Origin of the sequence: Nocardia sp. MH4 (genome assembly GCF_019266065.1) — a bacterium.
Taxonomy (GTDB): Bacteria; Actinomycetota; Actinomycetes; order Mycobacteriales; family Mycobacteriaceae; genus Nocardia; species Nocardia canadensis.
On sequence record NZ_LPNR01000090.1, the window covers coordinates 1 to 18,778 of the forward strand.

Sequence of the window (18,778 nt, forward strand, 5' to 3'; positions counted from 1 at the left end):
GCCGCGGCGACCGGTGCGGCCGCGGCGGCGGGAGCGGCCGCGGGCGCCTCGGCCGGGGTCTCCTCGATGTCGTCGACCGGCGCGGGATCGGTGTCGGTGGCGTAGACGACCGCGGCGTCGCGCTCGACGTTGACCACCTCGACCGTCGCCCCGCCGAACGCGGGCAGCTTCAGCGTCTGCGAGGCCAGGTTGGCCACCGTCGGGGTGGCGCCGAGGCCGATCTCGACGAAGCGCTCCACGCCGAGGCCGCCGTGGGCGGCGTCGGTGAACAGCAGGTCCTGGGTCTCGATCCAGCGCACCGGGCTGGCGAACTGCCAGGCCAGCAGCTCGATCAGCACCACGCGGCACAGTTCGGCGTCCCGCTCGGCCCAGCTGTCGAAGTCGGCCAGCACGGCGGCCAGCGGCTCGGACGGCACGAGCTCGGCGATCTCGGTGAGGAACGCGCGGTCCAGCGAGAACGGACGCGGCACCAGGTTCGGGATGTAGCGGCCGACGAGCACCTCCGGGTGCACCTCGGCGGGCAGCAGCTGCTCGAGCTTGTGCCGGAACTCCGGGACGCCGTCGCGCAGCACCGAGGAGTGGAACGGCACGTCGATGCCGGGCACCAGGATGAACGCCCGCTTGCCACCGAATTCCTCGCGGCGGCGGTCGATCTCGGTCTCGAGCGCCTCGAGTCCGGCGACCGTGCCCGCGATGGCGTACTGCGAGCCGCGCAGGTTCAGGTTGACGACCTCGAGGAACTCCCCGGTGGCCTCGCCGATGCCGTTGACGAAGTCGATGACCTCGGCGTCCGGCAGCCCGATCTGCGACGGGCGGATGGCGGCCATCCGGTAGTCGCTGCGGCCCTGGGCGTCGCGCGGCACCAGCTCGTGCATGGCCGAGCCACGCTGGAACACCACCTCGAGCACGGCCTCCAGCGGCAGCACCCCGGCGACGGCGGCCAGGGCGTTGTACTCACCGACCGAGTGGCCCGCCAGCATCGCGCCCTCGACGAAGGCGCCGGCCTCGCGCAGCTCGGCGACCTGGGCGACGCCGAGGGTCGCCATGGCGACCTGGGTGAACTGGGTCAGGTGCAGCACGCCGTCCGGGTGCCGGTGCTCGACACCGCGCGCCTTGAGGTAGGTCGGGTTGTCGCGCACCACCGCCAGGATCGAGAAACCGAGGGCTTCGCGGGTGTGCGCGTCGGCGCGCTCCCACACCTGCTTGGCCGCCTTCGAGCGGGTCAGCGCGTCCAGGCCCATCCCCTTGCGCTGGATGCCCTGGCCCGGGAAGGCGTAGACGGTCTTCGGGGCGGCGGTGCGCCCGGTCGCGGTCATGACCAGGTCACCGTCGACGCGGCAGGAGACCTCGATGATCTCGCTGCCCGCGTCCACCGCGATCCGCTCCACCCGCACGTCGACGGTCGCGCCGGGGCGCACCATGCCGAGGAACCGGGTGGTCCAGGCCGTGAGAGTGCGTGCGGGAACGGAGCTTTCGGGATCCACGGCGACCACGGCGTGCTGGGCGGCGGCCGAGAGCCACATGCCGTGCACGATCGGGCTGCCCAGCCCGGCCAGCTTGGCCGCGGCGTCGGAGGTGTGGATCGGGTTGTGGTCGCCGGAGACCGTGGCGAACGCGTGCATGGCGCGCGGGGCGGTCATGGACACGTCGCGGCGACGGCGGCGCGGGGTGTCGGTGGCCTCGGCCGAGACCGTTCCGGCCGCGCGCGGCGGATCGGTGAGCTCGCCCGCGCCGTTGCGGCCGCGGATCGCGAACCGCTCGACCAGACGGGCCAGCGGGGCAGGCTCGAGGCCCTGATCCAGGATCAGGCCGACGTGCACGGTCACCTCGACGACCCGGCCCATGTCGGTGTCGACGACCGCGCCGCTCTCGGCGCGCACCACGAGAATGCCGGTCTCGGCGGGCAATTCGCTCAGCAGCTGGATCTGGTGATCCAGGTGCACCAGGTCGAGCATGCCCTCGATCACCGAGCCGCCGTTGCCGGTGCGGGCCGCGCCGAGCACCGCGAAGACCGCGGGCCAGCAGGCGCCGACGAGCACGTCGGGCGCGGTGCGGCCGAGGGTGCTCAGGGTGGCGGGCAGGCCGGAACCGGTGACACCGGCGTGGTCGGCGACCAGGTCCGGCATCCAGGCCAGGTTGAGGTGCGCCACACCGGCTTTCACCTCGGGCAGCGACTGGCCGGCGGCCACGCCGAGCAGCGCCGACATGGCGGTCTCGGCGTCGGCCTCGGTGATCACCGGCGCGCCGCCGGAGTAGACGCTCGTCGGCACGGTGATGCGGATCTTCACCGCGTCGCGGCCGAGCAGCGGCACGGCCAGCTCGACGTAGCCGAATTCGGCTTCGGGACCGGAGACCTCGGTCAGCGTCGCGCCGGTGCTCTGGTGCACCGCGACGCCCTGCTCCACGACCCATTCGTTCGGGGCGCCGAGCCGGTGCACCGGGTTGACGGTGGTGCGTCCGGCCCACTGCACGTCGGGAGCCGCGAGCACGGTGTCGAGCGAGCCGGACACCACCCCGGCGACGCGACGCGCGTCGACCGGCGCGGGCACGACGCCGGCGCGGACCAGGCTGTAGGCGGTGTCCTGCTCGAACCGGTCGAGCAGCTCGCCGACCGGCTCGTCGACCCGGGTGATGCCGGCGACGGCGACGGTGCCGGGGATGATGCACACCTGGTCGGCCGAGTAGCGCGGATCATGGGCCTGCCACAGCGAATCCGAGCGCCACCAGCGTCGCACGTCGGCGTCGACGACGGGCACGAAGTTCACCGGCTTGCCCGGGGTCTTGCACAGCGCGACGAAGAACGGCACGTCGGCGGGGTGCAGCACGGTCTCGGCGACCGCGGGGTACTGCTTCTTGAGCGCGCACAGCGCCTGCACCGGGTGTTCGAAGGCCTCGTCGTCGGCGAACAGCGTCTCGATCTCGCCGCTGTCGGCGGGGTGCAGCCGGGCTTCGGTGCGCCGCATCATCTCCGCGAACCGGTCGCGCCAGCTGATGTCGAGCCAGTCCGAGCGGGTGGCGTCGATGATCGCGTCGCCGATGTCGCTGCCGCAGTCGAACGAGATCGGGACCTCGCTCGAGACCGCCAGCGAGACATAGCGTTCCAGCCACTGCTGGTAGGTCATGGTGGCGACGTCACCGAAGTAGGGCTTGGCGGTGGCGTCGAGCGCCGCGATGATCTCGGCGCGACGCGCGGCGACGGCCTCGGCGTCACCGGCGACCTCGTCGAGCAGGCGGCCGGTGCGCGAGGCGGCGTTGTCGATCTCGTGGATGTCGGCGCCGAGCTGGCTGCGGCCCGAGGCCATGCCACCGCTGGCGGTGCCCGCACCGACCCAGTCGGGGGTGCCGGGGGTGTCGACGAGCAGCTGCTTGACCTCGGGGGCGGTGGTCGCCTCCAGGGTGGCCATGGCGGCGGTGCCGACCAGGACGCCGTCCAGCGGCATCACCGGGTAGCCGTGGCCGGTGGCCCAGGTGCCGGTGAGGTAGTCGGTGGCCCGCTCGGGCGTGCCGATGCCACCGCCGACGCAGACCACCACGTTGGCGCGGCTGCGCAGCTCGGCGTAGGTGGCCAGCAGCAGGTCGTCGAGGTCTTCCCAGGAGTGGTGCCCGCCGGCCTTGCCGCCCTCGATGTGCATGATCACCGGGTAGTCCGGCACGGCGTCGGCGATGCGCAGCACCGCGCGGATCTGGGCGACCGTGCCCGGCTTGAAGGCGACGTGGCTGATGCCCGCTTCGGTCAGCTCCTCGATCAGCGCGACGGCTTCCTCGAGCTCGGGGATGCCCGCGGTGACGATGACGCCGTCCAGCGGCGCACCCGCCGCACGCGCCTTCTGCACCAGGCGCTTGCCGCCCAGCTGCAGCTTCCACAGGTACGGGTCGAGGAACAGCGAGTTGAACTGCACCGCGCGGCCCGGCTGCAGCAGCTGGCGCAGCTCGGTCATCCGGTCGGCGAAGATCTGCTCGGTGACCTGACCGCCGCCGGCCAGCTCGGCCCAGTGGCCCGCGTTGGCCGCGGCGGCGACGATCTTGGCATCGACGGTGGTCGGGGTCATGCCGGCCAGCAGGATCGGCGAGCGGCCGGTCAGCTTGGTGAACGCGGTCTCGACGACGATGCGGCCGTTGGGCAGCCGCACCGGCTTCGGCGCGAACGCCGACCACGGGGTGGCGGGCTCGGGCGCGGCGCCCGGGGTGAGCAGGCTGCGCTGACCCGGACGGGTGGCGGCGGCGATCACGCCGACGCCGGCGCCCTTGAGCGAACCGCCGGTGATGCGCGAGAGCAGGTCGCCGGGGCCCAGGTCCAGGATCCATTCCGCGCCCGCCTCGACGACTTCGTCGACGGTGGCGACCCAGTCGATCGGATCGACCAGCACCTGCTGGGTCAGGGAGGCGGCGAGGTCGGCGTCGAGCTCGCACTGGCGGGCCCAGCCGGTGACCAGGTCGACGGTCTCGGCCAGCGCCGGGTGGTGGAAGGCGACGTCGACGGAGATGTCCTCGAACACGGGCGCGAAGACCGCGCCACCGCGCGACTTGCTCTCCCGCTCGCGGGTCTGCTCGTCGTGCAGCTGGGCGCAGCGCACGCGCACCCGATCGATCTGCGCCGGGGCGCCCGACAGCACGACGCGCCTGCGCCCGTTGCGGATCGACACCACCGCGGCGATCGCGGGGTCGACGCCCTCGGCGACCTCGGCGACGATCGCCCGCAGCTGCTCCGGATCGACATTGGACACCGCGACCATCGGCGAACGCTCGCCGACCGGCATCAGCCCGCGCCTGCGCGCGACCAGCCCGGCCGCGGCACCGATGAACTGGGCGATGGCCAGCAGTTCGGCGTCGCGCTCACCACGGGCCTCGACCGCGGCGGCGGCCAGCAGCCCCTGCGAGTGCCCGACGATCGCGACCGGCGCGTGCTCGGTCGGGTCCAGGCCCTGCAACCGCAGCGCCCTGATGGCCGCGAGCTGGGCCAGCAGCACACCGGGCATCGACACCGCGGCCGAGCGCAGCACCGCGTCGGCGGGCGCCGAGGACGGCTCGTCCGGCTCGTCCAGCTCGCTCTCCAGCATCCAGCCCATCGGGTCGAAGCCGCCGGGACGGACCACCAGCAACTGCGCCGCAACCGGCTCGACCAGTGCTTCGGCCGCGTGCACCAGCGCGGTCAGCTCGGACTCGAGCGCACTGTCGCGACCGATCTCCTCGAGCTCGCGCAGCCACTGCGCACCCTGCCCACCGAACGCCAACGCGTACCCGGCCCCGTCGCGCAGCTGCTCCAGCAGCGCTGCGCGGACACCCGATGCCTGGCCACGACCACCAGCTTTCGCGGTCGACCCCGTGCCCATCTCGGTGCTCTCGTTGATCGTCAAGACGCTCGACTTCCTTCTCCTGGCGCTCCGCCCACCGACGGCACGCACACGTATCCGGCAGCCCCTCGGGCCTGTTGGGAGCCACGATCGCACAAAATCATGAGGAAAGCCTCACGTTTCTCGCCCCGACGGCAGCTACCGCCGAGTATTTCTGCACGCTCGTACCAGTTTTTTCTGAAACATGACTCCGCCTCATGTTCAAACCGCAGGTCCAGCCTGTTATTTCACTTCGCAAACATGAGTGGCCCTCATGTTGAGGTATATCGAATCGTTATAATCCCAGGTCGTGTTACCGACGAGTACGCCACGCCGCCGGAACGCTTCGCGAAGCCGGATTTGCCCGGTAGAGTTTGGACGGTCGTACACATCCAGCGCGAGTGGCGAAATTGGCAGACGCGCCAGATTTAGGTTCTGGTGTCCACGGACGTAGGGGTTCAAGTCCCCTCTCGCGCACAGTTTTCCAGCGGTTGCGCTGGTCGTGCCCGGACCGGTGGTCGAGTGCGCTCGCCCACGAGGCCCTCGTCGTATCAATCCCCCGACCTGCATTGATGCCGCTTTTCCCGGCAGATCCGCCGACCCCGCGAGCCCGGTCAGCCGTGCCCGACGGCTCCAGCGGCCGGGCAGGTCCACGTAATCGAGCCGATCATTCCGCCGCCGCCCTCGCTCCAGGAACGGGTTAACGGCCCCTCACCGGGCCGAACGCTCCCGCGAGAGGCACGCTACGGCCACATCGCAGAACTGAGCCATGGGCGAGGATGCGCCCGCGGTTCGGATCGGTTACCGAGTCACAGTCGACGCCGAGTGCGGACACACCCGGACCTGATCCCCCACAAAAGGCGAGACTCCCGGCGCGACCGCGTGTCACCGCAGCAGCACCGGGAGTCCCTCGGCCGGAGGCAGTTACCCGCCGGCTCACCTTCTCAGGGCAGGACCTGCGGAATGGCCTCGGGGTTCACGTGACCCACGACGCCACCGATGATGGCACCGATGGCCGCGTGGGGCAGTACGCCGAGGACGAGGCAGATCGGGTAGCCCACGCCGAGCAGGATCACCGACGGCAGGCAATTGACCAGGGTGGCGAGGGCACCGACACCGGCACCGGCGAGGGCACCGTTGACCACCGGATCGGAGTTCTCGGCCTTCGGGTCGGTCGCGACGTCGTGCAGGCCGGTCTCGACCACATCCGAAACCACGGGAGCGACCACATCCGCGGCGACGGGAACGGCCGCCTCCACAACGGGACTTTCGCCGGAAGGCTCGGAGTCCTGCGCAATCTCGGCGGCCACCGGGGTGGCGGACCCGAACGAGAACGCGGCGATGGCAGTGTCGTAGCCGTCATCCTGGAGCGTCGTCGCGACAGCAGGCTGAGCCCGCTGATCGGCGGAGGCATCCGCCGACGCGACGCCGCTTCCAGCGAAGGTGACCGCCACGATGACCGGCAGTGCACCGAGAAGAATATTGCGAGTTGAGCGCTTGAACATTTAAGTACCCTCTCGACCTTGTGCCCCCGACTGGACCAACCGAATGTCGACCGGGCTATTAGTAATAGCCAAGCAATATTAAAAGCAACTTTTGTGATCTATTTCACATTGACACAGCTGGGCCAATCCATTTCGTACAACACGGGCGAATTCGGAGCATGCCCGCGAACGGAGCCGCAACGGCCGCTCGGCGACCCGACCCGTCGGGAGAAGATGTGCCGGACACTCACTGTGCGGCCTTGCGCTCGAGCGCCTCCCGGGCTTCCCGCTGGATGCGCGGGAACTGCTCGGCCATGCGGGCGGCCAGCGCCTGGGCCGCCGAGAGCGGTCGCACCATCACCGTGAACTCGTCGATGCGGCCGTCGTCGTCGAAGTGCAGGAAGTCGCAGCCCGTCAACTGCAAGCCGTCCACGGTGGCTTCGAACACCAGCGCGTGGTCGGGCCCTTGCGCCGCACCGATCTCGCGCACATAACGGAAGTCCTCGAAGACCCGCAAAACCCCGCGCAGAATCGCCGCCGTCACCGCCTTGCCGGGGTACGGCGCGAAAGCGACCGGGCTGGTGAACACCACATCGTCGGCCAGCAGTTCTTCGACGTTATCCAGATTCTTCGACTCCACCGCGGCCCGAAACCGTTGATGCACCTGTGCCTCCTAGGCAAATAATTGATTAGGTCGAACGAGGCTATCCCCAGCGTGCACCGCTGTCCAGGATGGTGTCACCATTGACCGAATTCACCATTCAGGTCCGGTAGGCTTGCTCGATGGCGTTACGACACGCGGTCTTGGCCGCCCTCCTGGACGGCGAGGCGTCCGGCTACGACCTGGCCAAGCAATTCGACGCGTCGGTCGCGAACTTCTGGATGGCGACCCCGCAGCAGTTGTACAAGGAGCTCGAGCGAATGACGGCCGACGGCCTCATCGCGGCGCGGGTCGTCGAGCAGGAGAAACGCCCGAACAAGCGGCTGCATTCGATCACCGAGTCCGGGCGGGCGGCGCTGCGGGCTTTCATCGCCGATTCGACCAAACCCACCGTCATCCGCGACGAGATGCTGGTCAAGATCCAGGGCATGGACTCCGGCGACGCCCCGGCCGTCGAGGCCGTCCTGGTCGAGCGAATCGGCTGGGCGGAGGCGAAACTCGCCCGCTACGAGCGGTCGCGGACCCGGATGCTCGCCGGCCGCAGCGAACAGGCCTACCTCAGCGAATCCGTCCACATCGGCCCCTACCTGACCCTGCTGCGCGGCATCGCCTTCGAGCAGGAGAACATCCGCTGGGCACAGTTCAGCCTCGACGCCATCCGTCGCCGCCGCACGGCAGCGCTCGATCCGGTCGATCGACTCGTGCCGCCGTGAGCTTTCCCACGGGATCGGGCATCGAATTCCATCGAATGCACTACGCTCGCGGACGCGAACTAGAACAGGTTCCAGGGGTGGGAGCATTCGATGCGGGCAAGGGAAATCACGGCGATACGGGCAGCGGTGGCCGGCATGGCGGTCGCGCTTTCGACGGCGTGCGCGGGGTGGGCCGCGGCAGTGCCACCGCCGCACCAGGATTCGTTCTACGCCGAGCCCGCCGATCTCGCGGACCTCCCCAACGGAACGGTGCTCGCGTCCCGTGTGGTCGAGCCGAAGTCGTTCTTGCTGCCGCTACCCGCGCACGCGTGGCAGGTGCAGTACAAGACGATCGACAACCACGGGGCACCCCGCGCTTTTGTCGCGACAGTGCTTGTGCCGCACGGGGAATGGACCGGCGCCGGACCACGGCCGCTGCTGTCCTATCAGGTCGCCGAGGACGGTGTGGGTGCGCGCTGCGCGCCCTCGTACGCACTGCGTGGTGGGATCGACGGCGTCCCGAGCAACGCCTATACCGAGACCGGCATGATCCGGTTCGCCCTGCAACAAGGGTGGACCCTGGTCGTGCCCGACTATCAGGGGCCCGATTCCGATCTGTTCGGCGCCGAAGGGTATGTCCACGGCGTGCTGGACGGTATCCGAGCGGCCAGAGCGTTCGCGCCCGCGGCGGTCGACCCCGCGGCGCCGATCGGCATGTGGGGCTACTCCGGCGGGGCGCAGGCCACCGCCATCGCCGCGCAGCAGCAGCGCGGCTACGCCCCGGAGCTGCCGGTGACCGGGGTGGCGCTGGGCGGGATCGTCGCCGATCTGGAGGCCACCATGGCCGGGTTCAGCGGTGGCATCGCGGGCGGGGGCGCGGTGGTCGGACTGGTGGGGCTGGACCGGTCCTATCCCGACGCCGATGTGGCCGGATACCTCAATGAAGCCGGTCGCGCGATGATGGCCGCGAGCCGGGCCGATTGCCTGCTCGACGCCGCGGTCGCGTATCCCTTCCTCGACGCGGCGACGCTGGAAGCGTGGCCGGGATCGATCACGGACAACCCCGCGTTGAGCGAGGTGGTGCGACGGGCCAGTCCCCTGTTCCGTCCGGGCGCACCCACCGCGCCGGTGCTGATCTACCACGCGGTCGCCGACGAATTCGCACCTGTCGCCGCGGCGCGCGCGATGGCCGGGAAATACTGCGCCGACGGGATCGCGGTGGAGCTGGTCGAGCATTCGTTCGGCGAGCACGGCACCGAGGCCATGGTGGGACTACCGACGGCCCTGACGTATCTGGCCGACCGATTCGCCGGCAGGCCCGCGGTAAGCACCTGCTGAGCGCGCTCGTGGCCGGCGGTCAGGTCATCGTGGTGCGGGCGCACACACTGCGCCACCCACAGGGCAAGCCGCAGGTGGCGACGACCCTGGTCGCGATGTGGCCGTCGACGAGAGCGCTGACCAGGTGGGCCTGTGCCGGGTAGCCACAGGCGCCGCAGGTGCCGAAGTAGTTGAGAATTTCCTGGCTGACCCCGGCGGCATAGTTCGGAACCGGCTCCACGATGTGTCCTTCAGCGGTAGTAGTTCGCCCATCTCCCGAGCACGACCCGGACGAACGGGCGGAGGAACAACGCGGTCCAGCTCAGCCGCAGGAAGGCGAAGATCGCCGGTCGGCCGGCGATCGTCCACCGCAGCACCGTTGTGCCGTCGGATGTTTCGGTGAGATCGAAATCCATGGTGTAGGACTCGATCAGCAGCGGGATCGAGGTCTTGATCCCGGCCACGCTCAGCCAGGTGTGCGGATCGCGGCGGGTGACCTGCTCGGCGGCGGCGAAGACGATGCCGTCGAGCGTGCGGACGGTGCCCGGACCACGCCGCTGGTCGCGGTAGGTGACCCCCTCGATCATCGGGATCCAGGTGAAGGCGCCGTCCTCGAGCGCGGACCACACCTCCCAGGGCAGGGCGGGGAAGTGCTGCTCGACCGTCATCCGGAAGGTCGGACGCCGGGTCTCGATCAGCAGGATCGCCTGGTCGTCGACCGGCGGGATCTCGGTGCCGAGCAGGCGAGCGGCGCGGCGCTGCGCGACGACGACAGCGGCGAGTCCGGCTCCCGCGGCGGCCACGAGAGCGCCGAGCGCGGAACCGAGCAGAACGAGCCAAACCATGTGCAGCGCAGTCCTTGTCGCGTAAGTAGAGGTCTCAGGGGTTGGTGCGCAGCAGCGGCGAGGACACCTTGCTCGTCAGCCATCGGTCCCCGGATTTCGTCAGCGACAAGGTGATCGACAGCTGACCGCGCCGGGGCTGCTGCTGTGTTCCGACGCTGGCGATGGACTGGTCGACGACCACGATCGCTTCGGCGGTGTCGGCGTCACTGGTGGCGATCGCGCAATCCACGGTGCCCGCCGTCGACTGCACCTGGCCCTGGATCAGCACCTCGCGCAGGTCGGCGCTGGTGGACTCGAATTCCTGCTTCCACGCACCGGTCGCCCGATCGAGCACGGCGGTGAAGTAGGCGTCGAGGTCGGTGGCGTTGTAGGTCGACAGCACCGAGCCGTACGCGCAGGCGGCGGCCCGTGCGTCGGTGCGGGATCGCTCGAGTTCCCCGGCACGGTGGTTCTGCCAGCCGAAGTAGCCACCGGCGGCGCAGCCCCCGATGCCCAGGGCGATCGCCAGCGCGACCACGATCGCGGTGGTGCGCGGCCGACGGGCCGACGACACTGCCGCGGGGCCGGCCTCCTCCGGCGTCTCCGGCGCGGTGACTGCGGAATCCTCGGTGTCGGTCATGGGGTTCCTCTCGGTAGCAGGGGTCAGCGGCCGGGCAGCGGCACGGAACGTTCGTCGCCGGTGACGCCCGGCGGCGGTCCGGCGGTGTTGTCGGGGGTCGTGGGCCGTGGCGCGTTGGCCGACCCGCGGATCTGCTGCGCGGGATCGTTGATGACGCAGTAGTTGTAGAGCCGCACGCTGCCGTCGGAGACGGTGGCGGGTGAGACCGGGATGGTGTCGTACTCGCAGAACGGGCGCGGCCAGATGTCCACCATCGTGTGGAAAGCGTTGTCGTGCGCCGGTACTCCGAGCAGCGCGGTGCCCGAGCGCAAGGCGGGGAACAGCGCCGACAGCGCCGGTGTGCGCAGGCGGGCCGCCTGGGTGATCGCGCGGAGGTTGGTCACCAGATTCGTGATCGGGTCGGTGGTCTCGGTGATCACGCCGCCCAGCGTCGCCAGCTGTCCGGGGCCGAGGTCGAGTATCCGCCGCAGTTCCTGGTCGGCGGCGGCGAACTGCCCGAACAGCACGCCCGAACCCTCGACGAGAATGCGCAGGTCCGGCTGGGCGTGCGAGGTCGTCTCCGCGATGACCGACAGCTTCTCGACGAGGTTGCGGGTCTGCGGAAGCAGTTCCGTCATCCCCACCATGGCCTGGCTGATCCCGCTGATCACGGTGCGCAACTGGTCCGGCCCGCCGGCGAGCGCCTTGTCGAGCTCGGCGACGATGACGTTCAATCGCTGTGGATTCAGCCCGCCGATGAAATCGCCGGTGTTGGTGAGGAACTCGTTGATGGTGACCGGCGTGGCGGTCCGGGCGAGCTCGACGACGGCGCCGTCGGCCAGATACGGGGCGTCGTCGGTATCTGGCCGGATATCGAGGTACTGCTCCCCCGCGGCCGACAATCGAGCGACGACCACCGCGCCGCCCGCGGGGACGCGGTAGGCGGCATCGATCTCGGCGACGGCGACGACCCCGGTCTCCGACAGCTCCAGGGACCGCACCGTCCCGACGCGCACCCCCCGGAAGGTGACATCGGAATGCGCGAGCAGGCCACCGGAGCCCGCCAGTTCCACCCGGACGGTGAAGGTGTCACGCAACGGATCGATCCGGATGACGTCGAGCAGCAGGTAGCCGCCGCTGACCAGCAGGGTCGCCACCAGTCCCACGGCCGCGACGCCGTTGACGTGCCGCTTGCCCCAGCTCGCGGCCCGGAGCAGGAATTCGGCGGCGACCTCGAGTGCCACGCCGAGCGCCCAGATGCCGAAGGTGACCACCAGCGCGAGCGTGTATCGGACACTGCCCCGGGGATATTCGGTCATCGCCCACCGCCCTGCAACCGGCCGAGTACCCGCGCGAGGACCTCGGCGAGACTGCCGACGAAGGCGCCGGGGTCCGATCCGTCGGGCAGCCTGCTCCCGTTCGGGTCGGTCAGGGCGCCGACACTGAGGTAGGAGATCGTCGCCGCGACCGCGAGGCTCGTGCCCTCGGTGGTGGCCAGCAGTGCGGGATGCAACGCGTGCAGCTGGTCCAGCGCGCCCGCCAGGTTGTCGCCCATCTGGGTGAAGCCGGTCATCAGAGCCTGCACGCTGTCGAAGAGGCCGACGAAGTCCGCGCTGCTGGTGGCGGTGAACTCGCCCAGTGCGCCGAGGGTGGTCGAGACCTCGGTGGTGAGATCGGTGATGGCGCGGTTGTTCTCGGTGAGCACCGAGATCAGCGGCGGGAAGGTGTCCGCGGCCTGGCCCAGCTCGGCCCGGCGCTGGTTGAGGGTGGCGCTGAGCGAGTCCAGACCGTGCAGCACGGCGTCGATCTGACCGGTGCGGGCGTTGAGCGCGGTGAGCGTCGCGGTCAGTTCGGTGAGCAGATGCGCGAGCTGGGGCCCGCGGCCGGCGAAGATCGAGTTCGATTCGCTGGTGATCCGGGCCACCTGGCTGAGCGCACCACCGTTGAGCAGCATCGACAGCGACATCATCAGTTCCTCGACCGAGGCGCCCGCCGCAGTGTGGTCCCTGTCGATGACGTCGCCGTCGACCAGCATCGGTGTGCCGGAACGAAGTTCGGGCAGCACGATGGCGACGTAGATGTCGCCGAGCGGTGTCGGTTGCCGCAGCTCGGCGCGTGACCCGCGCGGCAGCCGGACGTCCCCGCGGATCTCGAGCTCGACGGTGGCGACGAAGTCGGTGGTGTCCAGGCCGGTGACGACGCCGATGTCGGTGCCGCCGGTTTTCACGTGCGCGCGATCGGGCAGGTTCAGCGCGTTGTCGAACAGCGCGCGCACGGTGTAGGTGGGGCCGTCGAGGCCGGGCTCGGGCAACGGCATGGAGTCGACGGTGACCGCGCACCCGGCGACCACGCACGCCGCCAGCCCCAGGACTACCGCGCGGGAAAGGTGTCGCCTCATCGGGTCAGTCCCAACAGGGCGGCGAACAGTCCGAAGTCGGGCCCGAAGTCCTGCAGTTTGCCGGTCCGGCAGCCGTCGGCCCGGAGCTCGACTCGCTGGCAGAACAGCGCGAGCAATTCGTTGTCGAGCAGGCTCTTGTCGGTCAGCAGATGAAGGCGGACGGCCCGATTCTCCGGACTCACCGCGTTGCCGAGGTTGTCGAGGAACAGCGGGGCGATATCGACGATCTCGGTGAGCCCGCGGGCGTGATCGCGCATCTGCGCGGTGATCGTGATCAGTCGCAGCAGCGCGTCGGTCAGCGGTTGCTTGTTCTCGCCGACGACGGCGCTGGTGTTGGCGACGAAGTCGTTGATCTGGGTGAGCACGGCCTGCAATCCCGGGGATTGCTCGCGCATCAGGGTGACCAGCTGGGTGAGCCGGGCGCTGAAGTCCCGGACCGTCGCGTCGTTGTCGGCGAGGATCTGGGTGACATCGTTGAGCCGCACGATCGCGTTGGCGATCTGGTCCTTGTTGGCCAGGGTCACTTCGAAGGCGCCGGAGAGGGCGTCCAGGGTCTCCCGGATGCGGTCACCGTTGCCGTCGAGTAGCGGAAACAGCACCCGGCTGGCCATCGGGCCGTCGGAGTTGTTGCCCGCCAGCGCCTTTCCGATGTCGTCGAAGTTGCGCAGAATGCGGTCCAGCTCGACGGGCGTCCGGGTCCGGGCGAAGGGGATGTGGCTGCCGTCGGCCAGAGTGGGGCCGCCGGTGTAGGCGGGGGTGAGTTCGATGTGGCGGTTGGTGATCATCTGTGGCGAGACCAGCGCCGCGATCACGTCGGCGGGCAGGTCGACCTCGGGATCGACGACCATGTGCACCTGCACGTACTGCCCTCGCGGGACCAGCTCCGTCACCCGGCCCACGGGCATCCCGAGAACGGAGACTTCGTTGCCGACATACAGGCCGGCGACGTTCTCGAAATCCGCCGTGATGGTCTTCTCCTTGCCCAGCAACCGGTCCGGCAGCGAGGTCAGGCTCTGCGGCAGTGCCGAGCACCCCGACAACAACGCGGCGACAGCGGCCAGCACGGCCAGGCGGACGAATGTCGTGCGCATCAGCGGCACCCTTCCACAGCGTGGACGGCACACAGCCAGTTGTCGGGGAACATCCAGGGCAGATAGATCTCCCCGTACGGGCCGTTGCCGAGGGTGTTGTTGAACTGGCGAAGGGTGACCGGCATGATCTGGAACAGGTTGTCCAGATTGGCTTTGTTGTTCTGCAGCCCCGCCGACATGGTGTTGAGATCGGCGATCAGCGGCGCGAGCTGTCCCCTGTTCTCGATGCCCATCGCCTGCAGGTCCGCGGAGACCGCGGCGATGCTGTCGAGCAGCTGGGTGACCAGGGCTTGCCGTCGGGCGACCGCGTCGCCGATGGCCTGACCACGTGTCAGCAGCAGCAGGACGGCGTTCTGATTGTCGGACACCACGCTCGAGACCTTGTCGATATTGCGCAGCAACTGCTCGACCTCGTCGCGCCGATCGCTGATCACCTGGGCCAGCGAGCCCACCGAATCCAATGCCGCCGCGGTCAATTGCGGTGAGTCGCCCATCTGCCGAGCGAGCGCGTCCAGCGACGCCCGCAGTGCCACGGGGTCGACGCGTTCGAGGTGCTCGAACGCGTGGGTGTATTTGTCGTCGTTGACGACCTTGGCCAGGTTGTAGGGAACTTCGGTCCGGTTCAACGGGATGCGCTTGCTCTCGGGCGAGGAGGGCGCGCCGGGATCGAGTTCGACGTGCATCCGGCCCAGGATCGTCGACATCTTGATCGCGGCCCTGGCGTCGTCGCCGACCCGGATACCGTTGTCGATCGAGAGCGCGGCCTCGATCCGGTCGCCCGCCAGGCGCGTCGACTTCACGGTGCCGACTTCGATGCCGGCGATATCGACGCTGTCGCCGGTACGCAGCCCGGCGGTCTGGGCGAATTCGGCGTGCACGGTCCGGTTGCCGAGATCGAACTCGGTGAGCGCGCTCGAACCGAACAGCAGCACCACCACCGCCGCCCCGGCACTCAGGCCGAGCCACCAGTGACGATTGCTCGAATAGCTCGGTATCGCCTGCCACAGTCGCCGCGCGATGGGCAGCAGCGTTCCGCGGCGCTGACTCGGTCGGGTGGACGTCATTACCGGCATACCTCCGAATGGGAATTGCCACCGATCTGGTTGAACATCCCGGGCGGCAGCAGCACACCCCACAGCGAGACATCCAGACTGCAGACATAGGAATTGATGTAGGCGCCGTTGCCGCTGATCCGGGCGAGACCGGCCAGCACGAACGGCAATTCGGCCGCGGTGAGGTCCAGCCGAGCGCCGTTGCCGATCAGCAGCCGCACACCCTCGTTCGCGGACTGCTGGGCCTGCGCGAGTCCGGGTCTGATCCGGGCGATGAGATCGGCGAGCTGCCTGGTCGAGCCCGAGGCCTGTTCGACCGCGCCCGCCAGCGTCGTGCCCTGCTCGTAGAGGTCGACGGTCAGCGTGCGGGTCTGGGTGATCAGCGTTTCCAGCTCACCGCTGCGGTGGGCCAGACCCTCCACCACACCACCGAGATTGGTGATCACCTGGCCGAGGATCTCGTCCCGGTCGCGGAAGGTGGCGGCCAGTTGCGCGGCCTGGGTCACCAGCGCGCTCAGCGAGACGCCGTCGCCCTGGAGGGCTTGGACCAGCGTGTGCGACAACGAGTTGATGTCGTCGGGCTCGAGGGTGGCGAACAGTGGCTCGAAGCCCGCCAGCACCGTGGACACATCGAAGGACGACTCGGTGCGCTCGTAGGGAATGGTGCCCTCCGCGGGCAACCGGTCACCGCCACGATCGCCGGCGGCCAGCGCGACATATCGCTGCCCGATGAGGTTCTGATAGCGGATCAGCGCCTTGGTGGTCGTGGTGAGTTGCTGGCGCGACTGCACGCGCAGCACCACCGAGGCGCGCCGATCGGCGTCGAGTTCGATGGCATCCACCCGGCCCACGCGAATTCCGGCCATGCGGACGTCGTCGCCCACGCGCAAGCCCAGGACATTGCCGAACGTCGCGGTGTAGCGGACGGTGTCGCCGCTGACGCCGCGCTGCAAGGTCGAGAAGATGGTGTAACTGGCCACCAGCGCCACGCCGATGAACAAGGCCAGGATCAGCACCGCGGTGCGGGTTTTCATCATGTCAATTCCCCCGGGGCTGGGCGTTGGCGTAGGTGACGTGCACGGCCCCGTCGGCCAGGACCGGCGCGAGCAGCACCAGTTGCGCGGCGTTCGGCGTTCGCCCGACGAGCGCCTCGATGGCCTCGATGCCGTGCAGGGACGCCGGAGTCGACGCCGGGGCGGCGGCCGGTCCGGGGCCGGCCTCGATCGGTGTCGGGCCGGGAATCGCGGGCAGACCCGGGAGCGCGGGCAGGCCGGGAATCGCCGGGAGACCGGGGACGACGGGCGGCGGGCCCGCCGCTTCCAGCCGGCGCGGCAGCAGCTGCGTCGGAATGTGCTGCTCCGGAGCGGTATACGGCACCGTCGAACCACCACAGCGGGGCCCGGCGAGGTCGCCGTAGCGGGGACAGTCCGCGGCGGTGTACTGGGTGAAGGGGGTGAAGCTCACGTCGACGACCCAGCGCATCTGTTTGTCGGGTCCCCAGTTGAAGACCGTCGCCAGATTGCGCAGCGCGACATTGAGGTTGGCGGCCGCGGCCCCGATCGCGCCGGAGTCGGCGGCCAGCGCGCCGAATGTCTCGTGCAACCCGCCGACGAGTTCCGGGCCCGCGCCCGGATTGCGCTCGAACAGGGTGTTGGTGACGCCGACCACGCCACGCGCGGCGGTCAGCAGCGAGATGAGGTTCGCGCGCTTCTCGGTGAGTGTGCGCGCCGCGGTCACCGAGGAGACGAGCGTGTCCACCAGCTGCGGCGCCGACTCGTTGACCGCCGACGCCGCGGCGCCGAGGTCACCGAGCAGATCGCCGATCCCCGGGGTCGCCCGGACCTGCGTGGTCCAGGTGTCGAGCCGTTCGATGGTGGAGCCGGGCATGCGGTAGGTCGGGTCGAGGGCGTCGGCCAGCGTGCCGAGGACGGTCGCCAGCCGAATCGGATCGATGGCGTCGAGGACGGTGCGCAGGGTGGTCAAGGTCGTCTGGAGTTGGGCGCCCACCTCGCTGGTGTCCTGCGCGATGGTGGCGCCGTCGCGCAATCGATCCGGCGAAGCGCCGTTGCCGATGAGTTCGACCGCCGTGACGCCGAAGATGTTGTTCGGCACCACCCTGGCGGTGACCGTGGCGGGAATGCGCTGGGCCATGGCCGGTTCGATGCGCAGCAGCACGTTCTGGCGTTCGCCTCTGGCCGCGATGTCGGTGCGGGCGACCTGGCCGACCAGCACGCCGCGGAAGGTGACGTCGGCGCGCTCGGGCACGCCGTCGCCGGTGCTGGTCATGCGAGCCGTCACTTCGACGGTGTCGAGGAACGCGCCGTTGTAGCGCAGTCCGAGCAGATAGACGACGGTGGCGATGAGCACGGCGATGAGCCCGCCGAGCAGGCCGAGTCGCCGGGCGCTCGGGCCACGGCCGCTGGGGTCGATGATCATGGTCGATGCCTATCCCGTGATCCTGATGCCCGGGTCGATCCCCCAGATCGACAGGGAGAACAGCAGATTGACGAACACGACCGTGACGATGGTCATGCGGATGGCGCGGCCGGACGCGACGCCGACCCCTTCGGGTCCGCCCGCCGCGGTATAGCCGTAGTAGCACTGGATGAAGGTCGCCACGGCGGCGAAGACCACGATCTTGAGGATCGAGTAGGCCACGTCCACCGGGTCGAGGAACTGGTGGAAGTAGTGATCGTAGGTCCCCAGCGTCGTCCCGCCGAGGAAGGCCACGGTGAATCGTGTCGCGATGTAGGCGATGGCCAGGCCCGCGGTGTAGAGCGGCACGATCGCGACGACGGCCGCCAGCATGCGCGTGGTGATCAGGTAGGGCAGCGGCCTGATGGCGATCGACTCCAGGGCGTCGATCTCCTCGGAGATCCGCATCGAGCCCAGTTGCGCGGTGAATCGGCAGCCGGCCTGGGCGCCGAACGCCAAGGTCGCCAGCAGCGGCGCCAGTTCCCGCGTGGTGGCGAATCCGGAGATCGCGCCGGTGAGCGGACTCATGGTGAGCAGGTTCAGCGCGGTGTGCGATTCCATGCCGACGGTGATCCCGCCGAAACCGCAGAGGATGACCACGACGCCGATCACTCCGCCGCCGACGATCAAGGAGCCGTTGCCGAAGCTCACGTCGGTGATCAGCCGCAGCAATTCCTTGCGATAGTGCTTGAGCACGAAGGGAATCGCCGCGACCGCCTGCAGGAACACCAGTCCCTGATGACCCAGCCGCACCGGAACCCTGGCGGGCACGGTGGCGGCCGCGCGCAGCCGGCGCACCGGACGCAACACCGGTGGCACGTATTCGGAGGCCATC

15 protein-coding genes and 1 tRNA gene are annotated in these 18,778 nt (G+C 69.5%); 3 read left to right on the plus strand and 13 right to left on the minus strand.

The features are described from left to right. Positions 1-5,354 (minus strand): fatty acid synthase subunit beta domain-containing protein (locus ATM97_RS11200; RefSeq protein ID WP_218717918.1); only part of this gene is annotated, 5,354 nt, incomplete at its 3' end. 371 nt (positions 5,355-5,725) lie between these two features. Between ATM97_RS11200 and ATM97_RS11205 the strand changes: the two genes are divergently transcribed. Continuing rightward, positions 5,726-5,807 (plus strand) — tRNA-Leu (locus ATM97_RS11205). Between the two features lie 467 nt (positions 5,808-6,274). Here ATM97_RS11205 and ATM97_RS11210 read toward each other — a convergent pair. Next, the gene (locus ATM97_RS11210; protein WP_218717919.1) at positions 6,275-6,835 is read right to left on the minus strand and encodes a hypothetical protein; all 561 of its coding nucleotides are present in this window, start codon (positions 6,833-6,835) and stop codon (positions 6,275-6,277) included. 226 nt (positions 6,836-7,061) lie between these two features. Then, positions 7,062-7,478, minus strand: a complete 417-nt coding sequence (locus ATM97_RS11215; protein ID WP_218717920.1) for a nuclear transport factor 2 family protein — start codon at positions 7,476-7,478, stop codon at positions 7,062-7,064. A gap of 119 nt (positions 7,479-7,597) precedes the next feature. Here ATM97_RS11215 and ATM97_RS11220 point away from each other — a divergent pair, with 119 nt between their 5' ends. Next, complete coding sequence (locus ATM97_RS11220) at positions 7,598-8,188, plus strand: PadR family transcriptional regulator (protein WP_218717921.1); 591 nt, start codon at positions 7,598-7,600, stop codon at positions 8,186-8,188. Between the two features lie 135 nt (positions 8,189-8,323). Continuing rightward, positions 8,324-9,505, plus strand: coding sequence for a lipase family protein (locus ATM97_RS11225; protein WP_218717922.1), 1,182 nt, complete (start codon positions 8,324-8,326; stop codon positions 9,503-9,505). A 19-nt stretch (positions 9,506-9,524) separates the two neighbouring features. Here ATM97_RS11225 and ATM97_RS11230 read toward each other — a convergent pair whose 3' ends face one another. Genes ATM97_RS11230 through ATM97_RS11275 form a run of 10 tightly spaced genes read right to left on the minus strand, consistent with a single transcriptional unit; the run spans position 9,525 to position 18,777 of the window. Further along, complete coding sequence (locus ATM97_RS11230) at positions 9,525-9,725, minus strand: hypothetical protein (RefSeq protein WP_218717923.1); 201 nt, start codon at positions 9,723-9,725, stop codon at positions 9,525-9,527. A 10-nt stretch (positions 9,726-9,735) separates the two neighbouring features. Next, a complete protein-coding gene (locus ATM97_RS11235; protein ID WP_218717924.1) occupies positions 9,736-10,329 on the minus strand; it encodes an SRPBCC family protein in 594 nt (197 codons plus the stop codon). A gap of 34 nt (positions 10,330-10,363) precedes the next feature. Further along, positions 10,364-10,948, minus strand: coding sequence for a hypothetical protein (locus ATM97_RS11240; protein WP_218717925.1), 585 nt, complete (start codon positions 10,946-10,948; stop codon positions 10,364-10,366). A gap of 23 nt (positions 10,949-10,971) precedes the next feature. Further along, positions 10,972-12,246 carry an MlaD family protein gene (locus ATM97_RS11245; protein WP_218717926.1) on the minus strand — a complete coding sequence of 425 codons (1,275 nt, stop codon included), beginning with the start codon at positions 12,244-12,246 and terminating at the stop codon, positions 10,972-10,974. Then, positions 12,243-13,325: an MCE family protein gene (locus tag ATM97_RS11250; protein ID WP_218717927.1), complete on the minus strand. Its 1,083-nt coding sequence runs from the start codon at positions 13,323-13,325 to the stop codon at positions 12,243-12,245. Before ATM97_RS11250 ends, ATM97_RS11245 begins: the two co-directional genes overlap by 4 nt. Then, complete coding sequence (locus ATM97_RS11255) at positions 13,322-14,416, minus strand: MCE family protein (RefSeq protein WP_218717928.1); 1,095 nt, start codon at positions 14,414-14,416, stop codon at positions 13,322-13,324. Before ATM97_RS11255 ends, ATM97_RS11250 begins: the two co-directional genes overlap by 4 nt. Continuing rightward, positions 14,416-15,480: an MCE family protein gene (locus tag ATM97_RS11260; RefSeq protein ID WP_255587568.1), complete on the minus strand. Its 1,065-nt coding sequence runs from the start codon at positions 15,478-15,480 to the stop codon at positions 14,416-14,418. The genes ATM97_RS11255 and ATM97_RS11260 overlap by 1 nt, the downstream gene beginning before the upstream one ends. Continuing rightward, on the minus strand, positions 15,480-16,505 hold the full coding sequence (locus ATM97_RS11265; protein ID WP_218717929.1) for an MCE family protein: 1,026 nt from the start codon (positions 16,503-16,505) through the stop codon (positions 15,480-15,482). The genes ATM97_RS11260 and ATM97_RS11265 overlap by 1 nt, the downstream gene beginning before the upstream one ends. Position 16,506: 1 nt before the next feature. After that, positions 16,507-17,904, minus strand: a complete 1,398-nt coding sequence (locus tag ATM97_RS11270; protein ID WP_218717930.1) for an MlaD family protein — start codon at positions 17,902-17,904, stop codon at positions 16,507-16,509. 9 nt (positions 17,905-17,913) lie between these two features. Next, complete coding sequence (locus ATM97_RS11275; RefSeq protein WP_218717931.1) at positions 17,914-18,777, minus strand: ABC transporter permease; 864 nt, start codon at positions 18,775-18,777, stop codon at positions 17,914-17,916. Position 18,778 lies beyond the last annotated feature (1 nt).